At 44.6% G+C, this 16,328-nt stretch carries 22 protein-coding genes and 1 pseudogene; 4 read left to right on the top strand and 19 right to left on the bottom strand.

The genetic code is table 11. The annotated features are described in order from the left end of the window. Positions 1–64 precede the first annotated feature (64 nt). From A6049_RS07640 to A6049_RS34545, 7 genes and pseudogenes are all read right to left on the bottom strand, one after another. Positions 65–553, bottom strand: a complete 489-nt coding sequence (locus A6049_RS07640; RefSeq protein WP_063564081.1) for a cysteine hydrolase family protein — start codon at positions 551–553, stop codon at positions 65–67. Further along, the gene (locus A6049_RS07635; protein ID WP_063564080.1) at positions 550–1,035 is read right to left on the bottom strand and encodes a DinB family protein; all 486 of its coding nucleotides are present in this window, start codon (positions 1,033–1,035) and stop codon (positions 550–552) included. Before A6049_RS07635 ends, A6049_RS07640 begins: the two co-directional genes overlap by 4 nt. Beyond that, positions 1,032–2,036, bottom strand: a complete 1,005-nt coding sequence (locus tag A6049_RS07630; RefSeq protein WP_063564079.1) for a translation factor GTPase family protein — start codon at positions 2,034–2,036, stop codon at positions 1,032–1,034. Before A6049_RS07630 ends, A6049_RS07635 begins: the two co-directional genes overlap by 4 nt. A 16-nt stretch (positions 2,037–2,052) precedes the next feature. Beyond that, the gene (locus A6049_RS07625; RefSeq protein ID WP_063564078.1) at positions 2,053–2,766 is read right to left on the bottom strand and encodes an AAA family ATPase; all 714 of its coding nucleotides are present in this window, start codon (positions 2,764–2,766) and stop codon (positions 2,053–2,055) included. A gap of 39 nt (positions 2,767–2,805) precedes the next feature. Beyond that, positions 2,806–3,132, bottom strand: coding sequence for a DUF962 domain-containing protein (locus tag A6049_RS07620; protein ID WP_063564077.1), 327 nt, complete (start codon positions 3,130–3,132; stop codon positions 2,806–2,808). Positions 3,133–3,152: 20 nt separating this feature from the next. Beyond that, entirely contained in the window at positions 3,153–3,581 is a 429-nt protein-coding gene (locus A6049_RS07615; RefSeq protein WP_063564076.1) for a VOC family protein, read from the bottom strand. Between the two features lie 116 nt (positions 3,582–3,697). Next, positions 3,698–3,853: pseudogene (locus A6049_RS34545) on the bottom strand (IS1380 family transposase); the annotation flags it as partial. 278 nt (positions 3,854–4,131) lie between these two features. On the opposite strand from A6049_RS34545, the gene A6049_RS07610 reads away from it, so the two are divergent. From A6049_RS07610 to A6049_RS07600, 3 genes are read left to right on the top strand one after another with little or no spacing between them, the layout of a single operon-like run. Beyond that, positions 4,132–5,016, top strand: a complete 885-nt coding sequence (locus A6049_RS07610; RefSeq protein ID WP_240321344.1) for a PRD domain-containing protein — start codon at positions 4,132–4,134, stop codon at positions 5,014–5,016. Further along, a complete protein-coding gene (locus A6049_RS07605) occupies positions 5,013–5,519 on the top strand; it encodes a PTS sugar transporter subunit IIA (protein ID WP_063564075.1) in 507 nt (168 codons plus the stop codon). Before A6049_RS07610 ends, A6049_RS07605 begins: the two co-directional genes overlap by 4 nt. A 30-nt stretch (positions 5,520–5,549) precedes the next feature. Then, positions 5,550–7,007, top strand: a complete 1,458-nt coding sequence (locus A6049_RS07600) for a PTS transporter subunit EIIC (RefSeq protein ID WP_063564074.1) — start codon at positions 5,550–5,552, stop codon at positions 7,005–7,007. A 142-nt stretch (positions 7,008–7,149) separates the two neighbouring features. On the opposite strand, the gene A6049_RS33965 is transcribed toward A6049_RS07600, so the two are convergent. From A6049_RS33965 to A6049_RS07565, 8 genes are all read right to left on the bottom strand, one after another. After that, positions 7,150–7,638: a GtrA family protein gene (locus tag A6049_RS33965; RefSeq protein ID WP_240321343.1), complete on the bottom strand. Its 489-nt coding sequence runs from the start codon at positions 7,636–7,638 to the stop codon at positions 7,150–7,152. A 12-nt stretch (positions 7,639–7,650) separates the two neighbouring features. Continuing rightward, positions 7,651–8,163 (bottom strand): glycosyltransferase family 2 protein, encoded by a 513-nt coding sequence (locus A6049_RS33960; RefSeq protein ID WP_240321342.1) that lies wholly within the window; start codon positions 8,161–8,163, stop codon positions 7,651–7,653. Between the two features lie 2 nt (positions 8,164–8,165). Then, on the bottom strand, positions 8,166–9,152 hold the full coding sequence (locus A6049_RS07590) for a phosphodiester glycosidase family protein (protein ID WP_063564073.1): 987 nt from the start codon (positions 9,150–9,152) through the stop codon (positions 8,166–8,168). A 204-nt stretch (positions 9,153–9,356) separates the two neighbouring features. Then, positions 9,357–10,325, bottom strand: a complete 969-nt coding sequence (locus A6049_RS07585; RefSeq protein WP_063564072.1) for a radical SAM protein — start codon at positions 10,323–10,325, stop codon at positions 9,357–9,359. A 126-nt stretch (positions 10,326–10,451) separates the two neighbouring features. Beyond that, on the bottom strand, positions 10,452–11,081 hold the full coding sequence (locus tag A6049_RS07580; RefSeq protein ID WP_063564071.1) for a hypothetical protein: 630 nt from the start codon (positions 11,079–11,081) through the stop codon (positions 10,452–10,454). A gap of 29 nt (positions 11,082–11,110) precedes the next feature. Beyond that, the gene (locus A6049_RS07575; RefSeq protein ID WP_063564070.1) at positions 11,111–11,680 is read right to left on the bottom strand and encodes a GNAT family N-acetyltransferase; all 570 of its coding nucleotides are present in this window, start codon (positions 11,678–11,680) and stop codon (positions 11,111–11,113) included. 68 nt (positions 11,681–11,748) lie between these two features. Next, a complete protein-coding gene (locus A6049_RS07570; RefSeq protein WP_063564069.1) occupies positions 11,749–12,057 on the bottom strand; it encodes a hypothetical protein in 309 nt (102 codons plus the stop codon). Between the two features lie 21 nt (positions 12,058–12,078). After that, positions 12,079–12,735, bottom strand: coding sequence for a pyridoxine/pyridoxamine 5'-phosphate oxidase (locus A6049_RS07565; protein WP_063564068.1), 657 nt, complete (start codon positions 12,733–12,735; stop codon positions 12,079–12,081). A 279-nt stretch (positions 12,736–13,014) separates the two neighbouring features. Here A6049_RS07565 and A6049_RS07560 point away from each other — a divergent pair, with 279 nt between their 5' ends. Then, a complete protein-coding gene (locus A6049_RS07560) occupies positions 13,015–13,461 on the top strand; it encodes a GNAT family N-acetyltransferase (protein ID WP_095206008.1) in 447 nt (148 codons plus the stop codon). A 100-nt stretch (positions 13,462–13,561) separates the two neighbouring features. Here A6049_RS07560 and A6049_RS07555 read toward each other — a convergent pair whose 3' ends face one another. From A6049_RS07555 to A6049_RS07540, 4 genes are all read right to left on the bottom strand, one after another. Next, the gene (locus tag A6049_RS07555) at positions 13,562–14,176 is read right to left on the bottom strand and encodes a histidine phosphatase family protein (protein ID WP_063564067.1); all 615 of its coding nucleotides are present in this window, start codon (positions 14,174–14,176) and stop codon (positions 13,562–13,564) included. A gap of 79 nt (positions 14,177–14,255) precedes the next feature. Further along, positions 14,256–14,762 carry a DUF2569 domain-containing protein gene (locus A6049_RS07550; RefSeq protein ID WP_063564066.1) on the bottom strand — a complete coding sequence of 169 codons (507 nt, stop codon included), beginning with the start codon at positions 14,760–14,762 and terminating at the stop codon, positions 14,256–14,258. A gap of 148 nt (positions 14,763–14,910) precedes the next feature. Further along, complete coding sequence (locus tag A6049_RS07545) at positions 14,911–15,204, bottom strand: RNA polymerase alpha subunit C-terminal domain-containing protein (RefSeq protein ID WP_063564065.1); 294 nt, start codon at positions 15,202–15,204, stop codon at positions 14,911–14,913. 42 nt (positions 15,205–15,246) lie between these two features. Next, positions 15,247–16,254 carry an aminoglycoside phosphotransferase family protein gene (locus A6049_RS07540; RefSeq protein WP_063564064.1) on the bottom strand — a complete coding sequence of 336 codons (1,008 nt, stop codon included), beginning with the start codon at positions 16,252–16,254 and terminating at the stop codon, positions 15,247–15,249. Between the last annotated feature and the right edge of the window lie 74 nt (positions 16,255–16,328).

Genomic DNA, 16,328 nt, shown 5'->3' with positions numbered 1-16,328 from the left:
ATCATAAAAGGATATGTTCAACCAAAAACGGACACGACATCGTCGCGTCCATGAGTAATCTCACTTATTTGATTAGATAATTAACTACAGGATAAGAAATCACATTCCGGTCTCTATAGGTTGAAATCACCGCTTCGGAATGCGTACTTAGAATCCCATTTTGCAACATGACCGGTCTAAATCCTCGCTCCATCGCGCCATTATAGGTAAACAAAACACATTCTTCGGCGGCAAATCCCGAAATGATCAACAGCTCAACACCGTGACTCTTCAGAATCTGCTCCAAGTCTGTTTGCCAGAATGCATTGGAACTCTCCTTCGTCACTGTCAGATCCTTCTCAGTCACATCAACCTCAGAAATAATACGATACGCCTCAGAATTTGAATTCTCCATCCCTTCCACGTCTTGTACATGAACGACCACATGACCGCTCGAACGAAGCACGTCTGCAACATGATTGATATATTCACAAGCGCGGTCTATAGCTTTTTGATCTAACTTATCTCGTACAATACTCTCTTGCATATCCACGATCAGTAAACCTATTTTCATATCATCTCTCCTCTTACTTTCTTTCTCAGCATCATGATCTGTCCAATATGATACGCATTATGAATACACAGATTGGATATGACATTCCACCATGGGGCATTGAAGTACGATGGGATGGTCATCCCTAATTTTGCATCATCACATTCCTCTACAGCCTGTATCCAGCGACTAAATGTTGCACCAACGTGTGCAATGCTTTTCTGCCAATCTTCTTCACTTACCTGGGATGGGTTAATAATGAACGTCTCATCATTATCTATGCTATTGTCCATAACCACTTCACCCTTAATGAACCGATCCAACCAAGTTTCATTCCAGAAAGTCAGATGATTCACCAACCTCCAGATGGATTGCCCCTCATCATTCAGCGATAAGGCCTGCGTAGCGGTTACATCACGTAACATCTCATCCAGCGGGACAAACCAGCTCTTGTCATGATGACAGGCAGCGAGTTGGTCCAACAGCACCAATTTTGTACTCATATTCGACTCCCCTCCTCCCAAAATGTCTCTACGAAATCGTTCAAATACCTTTCCTCGTTTTCCTTGCCCCACTTCTCCCAGCCAAACAAATCGGTATAGTACGCATCTTCTAGGTTTGATTCTTGGATTATTGTTTCGTAAAGATGCACTGGAACTACGTCGTAATATCCAAACTCGATTGAATAATGATCATTTGTTACAGGTAATTCATGACATTGCTCATGGAAACTCAACCATTCTTTTAAAGGAATATCTGCCGTGATTATGCTCTTCCCATTTTCAGAATCAAAGTTTATGTTTCGTGCTCTAAGTGAAGGTAACACTTCCAAGTAAACTGGAATTTGGCTTTTCATAGTAGTCATGGATACCTTCATTACAGGTTCAAGAAGTACGGGGTTGGCTCGTTTAAAACCATCACGGAATGCCAAGGATGCAGCAATTTTAAACGACATTACTTTCGAATCGAATGAATGAAACGATCCATCGAACAGCGTTACTTTTACATCTACCACTGGAAAATGGCCGAATATACCTCTGATCATCATTTCTTCGATTCCGCTTCTGACCGGGGGAATATATTCATCAGGTATGACATAATCATCGATAATTTTATTTATAAACTCAAAACCGCTATCCCTTGATTTGGGTTCAAGCTCGATCCAACAGTGACCGTACTGATGTATCCCTCCCGTCTGTCTAACATATCTTCCTTCGGATTGAACTGTTTCTTGTATCGATGTCTTATAGAGAACCTGCGGTTTCAGAGCATCTATCTCCAAACCAAACTCATCTCTTAGACGTCCGATTGTTCCATGCAATTGCTGTTCCCCTTGTCCCGCAATAATGATCTGCTTCCGAGTATCCTGGGTATATACCACGAAATCTGAATCTTCTTCTGCACACTTTTTTAATCCTAGCAATATTTTCTTAACCTCTTCTTTGGTCTTCGGCTGCTGAATGATAACTGTCATATATGGATCAGAGAGATTAATTGTACGCACATGAGTCACTCCTTCACTAATCCTTGAACAACTCATTCAGCATCCGGTTGCGATTTTCCAGGAAACTGCGGGTGATCTGATAATGTTCTGTATCTTCATACTCTACGTCCTGAATACCACCATCGTCAAAACTCAAAATGCGTGCACCCGGATAACCCAATAGAATCGGCGAATGCGTCGCGATAATGAATTGGGAAGTGCCTGATAGATCATGAAGAATGCGCAATAAGGAGAGTTGACGGGCTGGCGATAAGGCGGCTTCGGGCTCATCGAGCAGATAAATGCCTTTGGAATTGAATCGGTTCACGAACAGATTGAGAAAAGACTCCCCGTGGGATTGTTCATGCAACGAACGCCCACCATAATACTTGAGCGACTCCGGCCCCAATTCATCTACATGCGATGCAAATTGATAAAAGGACTCCGAGCGCATGAAGAAACCATTCGTGATTTTGGGCAACCAGGATAGCCGCAAATAGTCACCTAATGATGATTCAGCAGCATCAATCTCAAATGCATTATTTTTCCCGCCCCCTGCTGTGTTAAATCCACATTGATGAGCGATACCTTCGAGCAGTGTGGACTTACCCGATCCATTCTCACCAACAAAGAAAGTAATGTTATTGTTGAATTCCAATCGCTCCAGAGACTGTATGGACGGTATGTGAAACGGATATTGATCCGGATTCTCGACTTTAGCAGACAGTAACTCCACACTTCGAAGATACATAGACACACTCCTATTTTATAAAGTTCGACTCCTGTGGTTTCAGTCCTGTTTATTGATCCACGGATGGATGATTTCTTTGCGGGTGATGATCTCAATGGTCCTGATAAAAAACCAGGTGAACCCGGCATAAAAACCGATATGCGGATATCGGAATGCCGCCGGTTTGTTGCCTTCGAAATAGAAGTGCCCAATCCAGGAAAGGGCGTAATGGATAAGTGCCAGAACCAGCATGACTTTAAAATTTATAAACAAGAAAATCCAAGCCGCAAACGCCGATAAAAATGCGAAATAATGCAAGATGAGGTTGTTCCGATCCTGATGTTCCTGAAGATAATAACGCAAATCTTTGCGAACACGATTCAACATCCGGTCACACTCATTTCACCCTAAAATGTGATCATGGCTCCTTTTTCATCAAATACGGCGGTTGGATTCCAAGTGACTTCCCAGCAGTTATTCTCCGGGTCCAGGAAATAAGCGATTCTCCCGCCCCAGGCAGCGTCATATGGCTCTCTGATTACATTGCCTCCGGCAGCGCGGATATTCACAATGGTATCGTCAACGTCTTCCGCTTGATCCACATTGATGGCCAGCAGCGTTCCTTTCAACCCATCAGATACACTGAATATCATCCCCGTATCTTTCTCCAGCTCCTGAATGGGATATAACGATAGCAATACACCTGTTGTTTCAAAAACACTGTATTGATCTGAACTGATTGCGGTCTCACTCCACCCAAGCTTCTGATAGAACGAACGCAGCTCAGGCAGATGCATTGCACCAATGGTGACCAGACTCACTCGTTGTGGAACCATAAATTATTCCTCCCATATCTTTTTAACATGAATTCGGAATGTGGATGAGTTCTCCCGTTCCTGCCACACCTTGTACCAAGGACGACCTTGATAGCGGGGATTGAGGCCGTTCGTCACGTGCTTTCGTCCGGGAATCGCTTGATTTCGTTGACCCTCTGATAGTCTGGATCGGATTGCAAAGCGTTCATATGCTAAAAGCGGGTGTGCCCGAGAAGCGCGCAGTCCGTCAGATAATCCATGAGCATCGAAGCCGAATAGACGCAGTTGCTTCCCCGCATCAGTCTTTCATGGCGAAGGTAGCTTTTCATTTACACATCCCCTATATTAAACGACGAACAAACGGATGACAAAATTATGGTTGACGGCGGCAGATCAGCTTCTATATTATGTAGGAAGAACGTTCTGCATAAAAACATAAAATGAATTGGCGTGTTACCACCCCAGAGGGCATGAGCCAAGAAGCGAACATGAGACTATACTCGCTTCTTGGCTCTTTTTGCGTTCCGGAGACCTGGAAGCGTTAACTTTAGAAACGAGGAGGCGGTGAACCGTGAGTAAAGGAATGATGCTGCAGGTGGAGCGGGTCGTCGGCAGCAATATTGTTCTGGCCCGGTCGCACCAGAATACCAAGGAGTACGTACTGATCGGCAAAGGGTTGGGATTTGCGTTCAAGGTGGAAAGCACCATTCAGTCCAATGATCCGCGGATTGAGAAAAGGTTCCGGCTGGAGGACCGGGAGGAGTGGGGGCAGGCGCAGGAGTTGATGAAGGACTTGGACCCCAATGTCATCGACATCTCTGATCAGATTATCCGTCTCATCGCTGATCAGTTTCCTGGCAAGCTGAATGACAAGATCTACCTTGCTCTTCCAAGTCATATTCAGTTCACCTTATATCGTATCCGCAACGGGATGGAGATTCTGAATCCTTTCCTCACGGAGACAAAGCTCAGTTTTCCGAAAGAATTCGAAATCGCCTCGGAAGCGGCGGCCATGATCGGAGAGGCATTTGGCGTAGAGGTACCGGAGGATGAGGCCGGGTTCCTGACATACCATGTGTACTCCTCCGTGAATCACGTCCCTGTCGGACAGTTGGTTAAGGTATCCAATGTGATCAGCAAGCTTCAGTCCATTATTGAAGAGCAGGGTGGCGTTCGCTTTGAGCAGGGCAGCCTTAGCCAGGCAAGACTCCTGATACACCTGCGCTTCTCCATGGAACGCCTGTATCAGCAGCCGATGACGGCCCCCACCTTCGCACAATATGTGAAAAATGAATATCCGTCCGAATACCAGCTGGCCAGAAAGCTAAGTGCTGTAATGGCCGAGGATTTGGGTACAGAGGTACCCGAGGAAGAAACGGCTTTTCTCGCCATGCATTTATACCGGCTTTTTCAAACCCAAGCCAAAACCAACAACAGAGAGGATAACACACAATGATCTGGAAATGGAAAAACAATAAATCTGCCAAAACATCTGAGACAATATCCGTCGTCTCCCCACTCACCGGAACCTGCGTCAGTTTGGAAGAAGTGCCTGACGAAGCGTTCGCGCAAGGACTAATGGGTCCAGGAGTTGCAGTGATTCCCCAGGAGGGCAGGCTGGTCGCACCTATCGACGGCACTGTGGTGCACCTGATTAAATCGCATCATGCCGTAATGATTGAGCATGCTTCTGGGCTACAGCTGCTGCTGCATATCGGTATGAATACTGTCAGTCTGAAAGGACAGGGCTTCACACCCCAAGTGCAGACCGGGGATCAGGTCGCTGTCGGTCAGACCCTGATCGAATTTGACCTGAATGCTATCGTTTCGGCTGGTTATCCGGTCATCACCCCTGTCATCGTTGCGAATGCGGCAGAACAGCCGTGGGAGTCACACCCGACGTATGGCAACGTAGAAGCGGGCTTGGGAACTATCATGAAAGTCAGCTTGCCCAAATAACATGAATCTAAAAAAGAAAGGAAGAACAATATGCTGAAAGCATTGCAAAAGCTAGGGAAATCCCTGATGCTTCCTGTAGCAACCCTGCCTGCAGCAGGTATTCTTCAAGGCTTGGGTCTTCTTAATTATGAAAAGGACATTCCGCTTGGACCCGTGATAGGGGGATTTCTCAATCAGTATGTAGTTCCATTCATGAATGAGGGAGCGGGGGCGATCTTCGGCAACCTTGCGCTCATCTTCGCCATCGGGGTGGCAATCGGACTTGCGGGGGATGCGGTCGCCGCTCTTTCCGCCCTGATCGCTTATATGGTGCTGATACGGATTCTGGGAGCCGTTCCAGGTGTATTCGGTTATATTCCTGACGATGTCAAGCTGGATACGGGCGTTTTGGGCGGGATATTTGCCGGACTGCTTGCAGCCTATATGTATAATAAATACCACAATATCAAGCTTCCTGACTGGCTCGGCTTCTTCTCCGGCAAACGCTTTGTGCCGATGGTCACCGCCGGCTCCATGCTGGTGTTGGCCATCCTGATCGGCATGATCTGGAGCCCGATTCAGGATGCCATCGGCGCTTTCGGCGCCTGGATTGTAGGCTTTGGCGGCTTTGGCTCCATGGTGTTCATGATCGCCAACCGCCTGCTCATCCCGCTCGGTCTGCATCATGTTCTGAACTCCATCGCCTGGTTCCAGATCGGGGATTATACCAATGCAGCCGGGGAAGTCGTGCACGGGGACCTAACCCGCTTCTTCAACGGAGACCCTACGGCAGGCATGTTCATGTCTGGATTCTTCCCGATTATGATGTTCGCTCTTCCGGCGGCGGCGCTTGCCTTGATTCATACAGCCAGGCCTGAAAAGCGCAAAATGGTCGCTTCGATCTTTATCGGCGCAGCGGTGGCTTCGTTCTTAACGGGTATTACCGAACCGCTCGAGTTCTCCTTCATGTTCGCGGCGCCTCTGCTGTATGTGGTGCACGCTATTCTTACCGGTGTAGCGGCACTGATCATGTACCTGCTGGATGTTAAGCTGGGCTTCGCCTTCTCCGCAGGTCTGATTGATTACCTCGTGAACATGAAGCTATCGACCAATCCGCTGCTCATGATTCCAGTCGGAATCGCATTTGCGGTCGTCTATTATTTCCTGTTCCGGTTCATGATTCTCAAGTTCAACCTGAAAACGCCGGGACGCGAGGATGACGCTTATGATGCCGATGGCCACACTCATGCTTCCGCCGTGGCAGCGGCGTCTGGCGACACCAAGGCTGGCAAAGTGCTCGCCGAGATCGGTGGAACAGATAATATCGAGAGCATCGATGCTTGCATCACTCGCCTCCGTCTTGTTGTTAAAGACGACAAAGCCATCAACGACCAGGCCCTCAAACAGCTTGGCGCTTCCGGCATCATGAGGCTTGGTGGCGGAGCTGTACAGGTCATCTTCGGCACCCAGTCCGAAATTCTGAAGGATGAGATTAAGAAACTGATGTAACGCTCGTCCTCCTTTGAGTTCAAAAGGTCGAGAACAGGGGTATGCTTTACCCTGTTCTCGACCTTTTTTATTACCAAGAAGCGCATGATATTCTTTTGAGTGGCCGTGTCTTCTTTTGGTCTATGAGTTTTAATATACAAAGTTAATATACAAATCTGCGCTGCGCCCAATAGCTGAACACAAAGATCGATACCTCTGTTAACAGCTTGGCTGCAATCAGCGGGATAATCAATTTTTCATTGTAGAAGTACAACAATCCGTAATTTAAAAACAGCACCAGAATGACCAGTGAGAAGTACTTCGGTAAAGACTGACGGACTCTGGACGTTTTCCCAGCTGAAAATACATATTTCCGATTGATCGTATAGTTGAAGATGGAGCTGCACAGTCTCGCTGCAACGACCGATAGGAACAGATTATGCGTGAAATACTGGATCACGAACAGTAAGCCAAAATCGATCAAGGCCGATAACACCGAAGACGTACTGAACATCAGAATCGGCATATAAATGCGGAATGAATCTACCAATGGGCGAAAATGAGAAGATTTGTTATGATCCAGATAGACCGTATCAATAAACTCCTCTGTAATCTCATACCCTTCTTTATGTGCTGTTAGCAGCATGTTCATTTCATATTCAAATCATTCCCCCGGTATCTGGCACAGCCAGTCCAGCATCGAGTACGGAAAACCTCGCAGGCCTGTCTGTGTATCGTATACTTTCGTACCTGTCGTGAGAGAAAAGACACCTCGTGTGACCGTGTTGCCAAAACGACTGCGCGCTGGAATGGTTCCACTGAACCGACGGCTTCCCAGTACAATCCCCGGGTTCGTTTGCTCCAATAGTACATCAAAGATGCGTTTGATATCATGCGGCAGATGTTGGCCGTCACTGTCTGCGCACACAATACCGCCCTGTGGGCCATGTTCCTTAATATGTTGAAATCCTGTCTTGAGTGCACGTCCCTTGCCCAGATTAACCGTATGTGTCAGGACTGTACACCCATAGGCTTCTGCCGTCTCGAAAATCCCCCTGTAACCTGGTCCGCTACCATCATCTACAATGACAATGGGTCCTAACTGAAACGTCTGCAACTGCAACACGAGATTCAATAAACGAACATCCGGTTCGTATGATGGAATTAATATGGTCATGATCATTGTCCCTCTTTCAGATAAAGGATGTCACTTACGCCGCGTTCCTGGTTTCTCCCCAGCGGATTATTAACAACCCGACCCATGAAATACATTGTGGATGAACCGCCGCCGTCCAGATTGTAGGCTTCCGTTGCTCCAAGACCTTTCATGACATCGGCAAGCTCTGCCAGCGTCATGCCACGGCTGTCATCCTGCCGGCCGTCAACCACAACAAATACATAATGATTCGGGGCGATCATGCCGATTGCAGTTCTCGGATTGGCATCCTGGATCGACCGGTTACCAAAGTTGTTATCGATTTTCACACTGCTGAAGTCACTTACAATCTCACCGTCCTGAATCAGAATTGGTCCAAAAGATAGCGTATTGGTCGCACCTTCCGCCAGCAGTTCCGATGAGGATACTTCCGTCTCGTTATATGTCTTCATCGTGCCATCACTGAACAATGCCATCGCATCACGCACCGGATCATCCCGATATACCGTACCATTGCGAATAATTACGCCATCATCACGGAAGCCGTAATAGTCACCATTGATCGCAAAGATGGCATTGTTGGCCAATGCTATCTCTGAGGTGTTTTCGGTAATATTCGTGCCAAAGCTGTTATCTGCCAGAGCCGAGCGCAGGCTGCTCGCATCTGTCAGCTGTACATCTGCGACGTAATACGTAATCTGATCTGAGCCGGACCCCGTCTGCACCTTGTCGATTTTGACCTGTATATCATTGCTGGAATAGTTCCAGTCATCTGACGTTGCATTCACTTCAGTCGCCGGGGTTGAAGTATCGCTGGAGGTGCTGGTTGCTGATGTATTGTCATCCGCTACAACAACCTGTACATGCCGGATTAAGTAGCGATCTGCCAGGCTGTATATCACGGTACCAAGGCCTAGAACAATAACAAGGGTGATCATCAGCCATTTGCGCCTTGGTTTTGCATTTTTATATGGGTCGTTCTCGTTGGTTTTTGGATAGATCTTCATCATGTGAAGTTCACCTCTTCATCTAAGTTCTTAAGGCTCATCATAGGCGGGCTAGCTTAAATGAATCTGAAACAGGCTGAACGCAAAAAAAGAAGGTCATCCTTTCCCCCGAGAGGAAATCAGACAACCTTCCATATAAGTGATAATGATGGATCTCAATCTATATATGTACCCCAAATAGGGACAAGTACGATGCTAAACAACTTTCTATAAACGGGACTGTTCACCAGCAAAAAGAGCATCGTATGCAGGGCAGGGCTGCTTTTCTAGATAATCCATTAACGCTTGTGGCTGCTTGGTATAAATATCCTTCAAAGACGTACCCTCGTAGATATTGCCGATCACGACTGGGTGGCATAACTCACAGATGAGAATATCCCCATTACCGTGTAAATGCAGCTGCTTCGTCCCATCCACACAATTGGAGAAATACACACCCGGTTGTTCTCGTAACCCCAATTGCTCCGCGAAACGATCCATACAGGTAAAATATAATGTCGTATCTTCTTTCTTGTGCTTGATCAGATCATTTACGGACTGGATGAGGGACTCCTTGGAGGCAATCTTGCTCCATTTACTGTGTGGCATCACGATGCTGTTCTGAAACTCATGGATGCGCACACCCAGTTCATAGACTTTATCGCTAATAGCTTGCATGTTCGCTTGGGTTCCTTCGAATATCAGCGTTTCAAGCACAGTTTCCAGCCCCGCTTCAGTACAAAGACGAATGTTATGCTCCAATCGCTCATACATGCGCGGATGTACACGATAATATGCTGCATATGCATCCCGATCTGTATAGTTAAAAGATATATGAATATTGGACAAGCCTACATCCCGCAAAGCATGAATTCGTTCTTCCGTTAGCAGGCTGGCATTGGTATTTAATTGCGTGTCGATGCCATGTTCCCCACAATACGTCACAATCTCCAGGCAATCCTGATATTTCAGAGTCACCTCTCCCCCGGACAAACGCACCCGCTTGAGCCGCGGAAGCTCACGAATGATTCGGATGACCTCTTGACCACTTATGCATTGCCCATCGTCCCGATTGTAGGCGCAGCAATAGTCGCATTTGTAATTGCAATTGGAGGTCACGCCGACCTCCAGTCCTTCCAGTTCATATACGCCGGGTGTTTCAAGCTCAAGTGATTTATATCTGTTTTTCGTTGTCAATTCAATGTACCTCCCGATTCCTTATCCATGTTTTTTCAACTTGGAGATTATAGCGGATCTCGGTAGATGCACGATATGACATTGTGTACGTTGGGATGTAAAAAAACAGAGTAACCCCCAGCCATTTTATTGAGTTTCAGTCCATCTATGCTCAGGATGATATGCAAATTCATAGTCTGCGATCATCAAGAACGACACACGACTTTGCTGATCGAGTACCATGGATAAAATCATCAAATTTTCATAGCCACCTTCAAGTACGAATTTATCAAATGACGTTATTACACTGTAGTTTCCTTGTTTATCTCTCTCCATGAGATACGTAATTGAGCGTACTTTTCTTTGATTAGAATCAATAAAGGCTTTCTTTCCGTATTGCTGGATTACTTCTTGAATTGTACTTCCATAACCTATGCCACTTGGCGTTTTATATTTTTTTGATTTTGCTGCCGCATCATCGATCACGATTCCATCCACAATTCCTTCTTTGTAATGAATCCACATCCCTTTATACTGGTAAACATTCGTATGATAATAATAATCCACGTGTTTCCCCAACTGCTGCTCAACCTCTGCTCGAGTATCTCCGATTTTAACGGTGATATTCTTTGCTTTATTCTGAACTTTAAATTCTTCTTCTGTAAATATCGTAGGCGCATGAGACAGATTAGAGACTTCGGACAGACTATCGGATACTTCAGAGGTACTTAAAAGAGTCATAAAAAGGACAACAAATAGTATTCCTTTGGTCAACATTAACATTCCTCTCAAACATGTTCAGCAGGTTATAACGATTGAAAATCTTCTCTGGTCATCGCATACATTTTCAAATCCTGCATTTCGTTTTTAATTTTCATAAACTTGCGTAAAATCCCTTCGAATTTCATCCCTGTCTTTTCCATGACCTTTGCGGAGCCGATGTTACCCACCAGACATTTAGCCTGAATTCGTTCCAACCCGATGTCTTCAAATCCAAATTGAACGATTCGGCTAACCGCTTCCGTCATAATTCCTCGATCCCAGTACTCATTGGATAACACATAACCTAATTCCACCCTCATACTGTTGCTGTCGCACCCCAGATAATTGCAGCTGCCAATCAACTTTTTCGTTTGTTTATACTCAATCCCCCATGGCCCCAGCTTATCCACCTCATATCGACTCATGACAAAATCAATAAAGGCTTTGGTATCCTCCTTGCTCTGATGTGCGTCCCAAGTTGTGTACTCCGATACAGCAGGAACCGCACAATAACGGTACATCTCATCCAGATCAGCATAGGTAATGGGCCTAAGGAGCAAGCGTTCAGTTTCCACTATCGGAAATGGGTCAAAATAACTTTCAATGGACTTCATATGTATGCCTCCCCGGCTTATACAAATTAATTTAGCAACTGTTGCTGATAAGGAATCACACTATCCAGTTAATCTGTTTTGTTCTGGCTTCCCGCTTCTTGATCTACAGATTCATAACTCACAAAACGCTTGAGACTTTCTTTGGTTTTGGAGCTGGTTGCTTCATATTCCGCCCATACTAAATAGAACAAACCCAGGATTAAAGCAGCTATACTCCAATTTCGCGGAGCTGTTCCAACATAATTCAGCATCTCCTGAAACAATTCCGAATTCCACGAAGCCACACCAGAACCAAAAATGGCAGCACTCAAATATCGAACACTGTACAGAAATGCCGCTATGACCAGCAGCAGTGTCCCTGTAGTTCTACGACTCACACAATTCCCCCCTTTATAAAATCACGGCCATAACTTCTGATGCTTCCATTGCCCTTGATGCAGAATATATTGAATTCGCACATGCTTTCGTTCCGAGTCTCCCTGCCAGAACTCAACTTCCTTTGCGTTTACGGCGTACAGTCTCCAATTCGGTGTACTGACATCAGAATCCCGGCTGATCCGCTCTTTCTGAGCGGCAATGGCGCGTTCCAATTCTTCCTCACTCTCCAGCTCCTGACTCTGTCGTCCTGTCATCGCAACTGCGCGCGCACCTGCCGATCTTTTCCGAAAATCCGCTGCACCTGCTTCCTCGCCCATATCCACGGCTTCTCCCCTTATGCGGATCTGTCTGCCCAATGCAGGCCAGTAAAAGGTCAGTGCCACATACGGATTGTTCTCCAGCTGCTGTCCTTTTCGACTCTCCGAGCCAGATGCAAAATAAAAAGCTTCGTCAACTACGTCTTTCATTATCAATACTCGTGCATCTGGAAAACCATTCGAATCCACTGTCGAAATCGTCATCGCATGAGGTTCTTTCACCCCGTAATCTATAGCCAGTCTCAGCCATTCCAGAAAAAGATCCCCTGGTCGATCCGGTAAAAGCTCGGTATTCCAAGCTGGAAAAGGTCCAGACAAGGACTTCAACCCACGCAACAATTCACTTGGTTTATTAATCATATCTGCAACCTCCTTATACTTCCATTTCATTCCATTGTAGCGTAGTAGGCCATTTTCTCAACTATTTGTTTTGAAATGATTGATATGTTCAATCTATTTTCACTGATAAAAGAAGGATATATTAAACAAAATAGCAAATAACCTACATTAGAGTTTTTTCATTTCGAAAGGAGTGATGTGGTATGAAGAATAACCATGTTGCAATGATTTTTAGGAAGGATCCGAAGTAAGTGCAGAGGATAAATTCCTCTGCAAAGTAAAATTTGGGAGGAACTCCGAATGGTAGTTGTATTAAAGCCAGTGTCTAATGAAAATTGGTATGAATGTACCCAGCTTAAAGTTAAGCCAGAACAGCTTCATATCTTTCCTGCACCTGTCGTTTATTGGATTGCTGAATCTAAATATGTTAATGATTTTGAATTACGTGCTATTTACTCGGAAGAGGTTTTAGTCGGTTTTCTCGTATTCTGTGCGAACCCAGACAAGGATGATAACTACTGGATTCCTGCCATAATGATTGACGAGAAGCATCAAGGAAAAGGTTATGGCAAGGCAGCGATGAAAACTTTGATTCAGCTTATGCGTATTTCAAATTGCAGAAGAATCATGATTGGACACCGACCAGACAATCTAATTGCAGAAAAGTTGTATGAATCTTTAGGGTTTATAAAAACTAGTGAAGAAGTAATAGATGGTGAAATAGTGCGTCTGCTTCAGATAAACTAAATAATATATATAAAGACTGACGGCACCTGTCGGCAGTCTTTATTATGACTGAAAAAGAATTAATTGTTGTGAAAATTGCTGCTTTTATATACTCCCTTTTCTAACCTAGATGACTCATCATATTCATGCTGCTAAACTCCCAACCATTTACTCCTTTTTCAAGCGTATGAACACTGGTATTCCCAATAGAATGAAACACCGATGTATTGGTCCAATTTTGGTTTCCTAAGAGATAATAAAGGATGTTGATTACTCCGCCGTGCGTGACCAGTAGAACATTCGATTTGATCTGTTGCTCCTCTATACTTCGGCATAAATCCCGAAAGGATGTACATATTCTGTTATAAAAATTTCGAGGACTCTCTCCTCCTGGAAACGGGGTATCCATGCCAAGAGTGTTAAAATAAACTCCTGCATATTTCAATTCTGCTTCCTGATTTGGCATTCCAGCCAAATCTCCGTTGTTCATTTCTCTCCAGTCTTTCAGATAAAGCCCCTTTATGTACAGTCTTTTTTCAAGCTCTTTGGCAGTCTGTACTGCGCGCGGAAGATCACTGCTAATCACTGTGTTTATCTTATATTGCTCTGAATGATGGTACAGGTAATCTCCGAGCCTCGCCGATTGAGTAACACCTTCTTCAATGAGCCCTCGCTGACTCCAACCACCTCTGTAGCCCTCCTCATCCATCCCATGCCTTACCAAGAAAATCTTCAAGATATCTCCTCCTCTATTTGAATCCTCTTATAACAAACCCCGGCCTTAGATCTTCCATCTTAGGTCGGGGCTTATGTTTTTATCTGACAAACGTATTGTGAACTCGAACTGATTTTATAAAATAAGGAATCCATACGGCACAGGTGAGTACCGTCCTACCTATCCCTTTTAACGAACTTCCATCCTCAAGTTCTACCGCCATAGGAATCTGAAGTAACAACAGATAATCAATGATGCCCACGGCTAGACTCACACTGTAAAACATAATCATAAGACGAGGGAATATCGATTTCTTTCTATAAAACATAATCAGCGTATATACGCCAAATACTAAAAATAGCACATTATATACCGTTTCAAAAATGAGAACCGGGCCCCACCATGCGTGATAATAGTCAGATTGTTTGGAAGTTAAGAGCTCCCAAGTCTCTCTCGTCATTGAAGGTACAAGGTATTGAAATAATTGCACAACAAGCATAATGATGGTGAGATAAAGTCCAATATGGACAAGAATCAACCATCCCCCAAGTCCTGATATACCCAAAGGTCGATAATCAACCTTCTTTTCTTCAATTTGTGGTTCCACTAAATAACACCTCCTATTCTGTTTTGTTATTCTGAGATGACTCCTCTTTCTCGTGTAAACTTTTACACAACTGTATTATTATACAATGCGAGGAAGAGATACGATACCAATTTCTCCAATTAAAGCCATTGACCAAAAAAAAAGAGGGTTACTCTTTAAAAGATAATCCCTCTTCTTCAAGTGCTTGTCGAAGTTTTGGCATCGCAGAAGGCCCGATCCCGTGCAGCTTCAAAATCTCTTTTTCTGTGTATTGCGAGAGTAGCTGTAATGTCGTAATTCCCTGATTCTCCAGCGCACGTCTAGCGGGTGCAGACAGCAATGAAAGAAATCCTTCTTTCGGTTTCCGTTCCTTCTCACATACCGGACAGGTTGGACAATCGCTACTTTTGTAATAGGAATGCCCTTGTTCGCCTGTTCTTAGTGTTCCTTTAGTGTTTGCCATGTTAGTCACCCCTTCCTGTATCGGATAACAATTATCTCGGATTTAGCTACTCAACCAGTTCTCAACATCGGAGATCATATCCTCGTATTTTTTTAAAGCCTTTATAGTCCATGTGACTTGTGATGTTCCCAACTGTTGCTCTTCATCGTCTGTGCATTCAATCCACAAAGAGCGTTTCAGACTGTATTCGAGCCAATCCAATTTCCCGGAAAAACCATTTTCAAGAACCCTTCTCCAATTGGCGTTTAAATTCCCCACTCGAGACCGATATCCATTTATAAAAGCCAAGAACCTTTCTTTGCCCACGTTTCCGGTCTGATCCACAGACCAATACATCGCTGTTTCCGCCAGATCATGCATCGGATTGATATAACCCGCTGATTCCCAATCAATAATGATGGGGTTTTCCTGCTGCCACATCACGTTCTTAGGCTCAAGATCTCTATGGCTAATAACTGTATTTGAGGCCAGTATTACTGATGCTTTTTTTGCCTGAGCACTCCACTCATAGAGCTTTTGAATGTTATCAGCTAATAAGATCGTCCAATCCGAATTTTCTTTCTGCCCTTTGGTTAAATAATCATTCCAATCGATTTCTTTGGAATGATCCAACTGAAGGTCAAGAATATGAAGCTGTGAAAAATCAGTTTTATGAATATCCGCAAGAATCATGCCCATATGCTCACAATGGGTTTCGGTTACTTCATGAAGCTCCAGACTTTTTCCATCGATCCAGTCAAATATAAGATAACATTGATGATCTAAGATCTGCATCGAAGAACTATTTATTACTTTGGCAGGTTGAGCATCGATAAAATTTGCTGCCACGTTTGCTATTTTTTCGGATTGAATATAATTTTGCATAGCTGTAGGTCTACTCATAATTTGAGGATTCAGTGCTTTCACAGCATATTTGGCATGTGTAGTTTCAATGGCATACATGCGATGTAAAAGCCCACCCGAGATTGCCTTGGGTGTACTGATCAACTCACCAAGTTCTAATTCAGCGACGAGTTTTTCGAATTTTAGATTATATTGAACATTATTCATACGTTATAACACCTTTCGGAAACTACCAATATCCAATCTGCGATCAAATTTATATCCCACGCCTTTAAACATCG

The sequence above is a fragment of the Paenibacillus sp. O199 genome (genome assembly GCF_001636635.1).
In the GTDB taxonomy this organism is placed as follows: Bacteria; Bacillota; Bacilli; order Paenibacillales; family Paenibacillaceae; genus Paenibacillus; species Paenibacillus marchantiae.
The sequence above is the reverse complement of the archived record's forward strand: the minus strand, read 5'-3'. Positions and strand labels throughout refer to the sequence as shown.

Excerpts from the sequence above, each read along its gene's own strand:
- A6049_RS07640 (WP_063564081.1), bottom strand. The coding sequence starts at position 553 with ATGAAAATAGGTTTACTGATCGTGGATATGCAAGAGAGTATTGTACGA.
- A6049_RS07635 (WP_063564080.1), bottom strand. The coding sequence starts at position 1,035 with ATGAGTACAAAATTGGTGCTGTTGGACCAACTCGCTGCCTGTCATCAT.
- A6049_RS07625 (WP_063564078.1), bottom strand. The coding sequence starts at position 2,766 with ATGTATCTTCGAAGTGTGGAGTTACTGTCTGCTAAAGTCGAGAATCCG.
- A6049_RS07620 (WP_063564077.1), bottom strand. The coding sequence starts at position 3,132 with ATGTTGAATCGTGTTCGCAAAGATTTGCGTTATTATCTTCAGGAACAT.
- A6049_RS07615 (WP_063564076.1), bottom strand. The coding sequence starts at position 3,581 with ATGGTTCCACAACGAGTGAGTCTGGTCACCATTGGTGCAATGCATCTG.
- A6049_RS07605 (WP_063564075.1), top strand. The coding sequence starts at position 5,013 with ATGATCTGGAAATGGAAAAACAATAAATCTGCCAAAACATCTGAGACA.
- A6049_RS07600 (WP_063564074.1), top strand. The coding sequence starts at position 5,550 with ATGCTGAAAGCATTGCAAAAGCTAGGGAAATCCCTGATGCTTCCTGTA.
- A6049_RS33965 (WP_240321343.1), bottom strand. The coding sequence starts at position 7,638 with ATGAACATGCTGCTAACAGCACATAAAGAAGGGTATGAGATTACAGAG.
- A6049_RS33960 (WP_240321342.1), bottom strand. The coding sequence starts at position 8,163 with ATGACCATATTAATTCCATCATACGAACCGGATGTTCGTTTATTGAAT.
- A6049_RS07590 (WP_063564073.1), bottom strand. The coding sequence starts at position 9,152 with ATGATGAAGATCTATCCAAAAACCAACGAGAACGACCCATATAAAAAT.
- A6049_RS07580 (WP_063564071.1), bottom strand. The coding sequence starts at position 11,081 with ATGTTGACCAAAGGAATACTATTTGTTGTCCTTTTTATGACTCTTTTA.
- A6049_RS07575 (WP_063564070.1), bottom strand. The coding sequence starts at position 11,680 with ATGAAGTCCATTGAAAGTTATTTTGACCCATTTCCGATAGTGGAAACT.
- A6049_RS07565 (WP_063564068.1), bottom strand. The coding sequence starts at position 12,735 with ATGATTAATAAACCAAGTGAATTGTTGCGTGGGTTGAAGTCCTTGTCT.
- A6049_RS07560 (WP_095206008.1), top strand. The coding sequence starts at position 13,015 with ATGGTAGTTGTATTAAAGCCAGTGTCTAATGAAAATTGGTATGAATGT.
- A6049_RS07545 (WP_063564065.1), bottom strand. The coding sequence starts at position 15,204 with ATGGCAAACACTAAAGGAACACTAAGAACAGGCGAACAAGGGCATTCC.
- A6049_RS07540 (WP_063564064.1), bottom strand. The coding sequence starts at position 16,254 with ATGAATAATGTTCAATATAATCTAAAATTCGAAAAACTCGTCGCTGAA.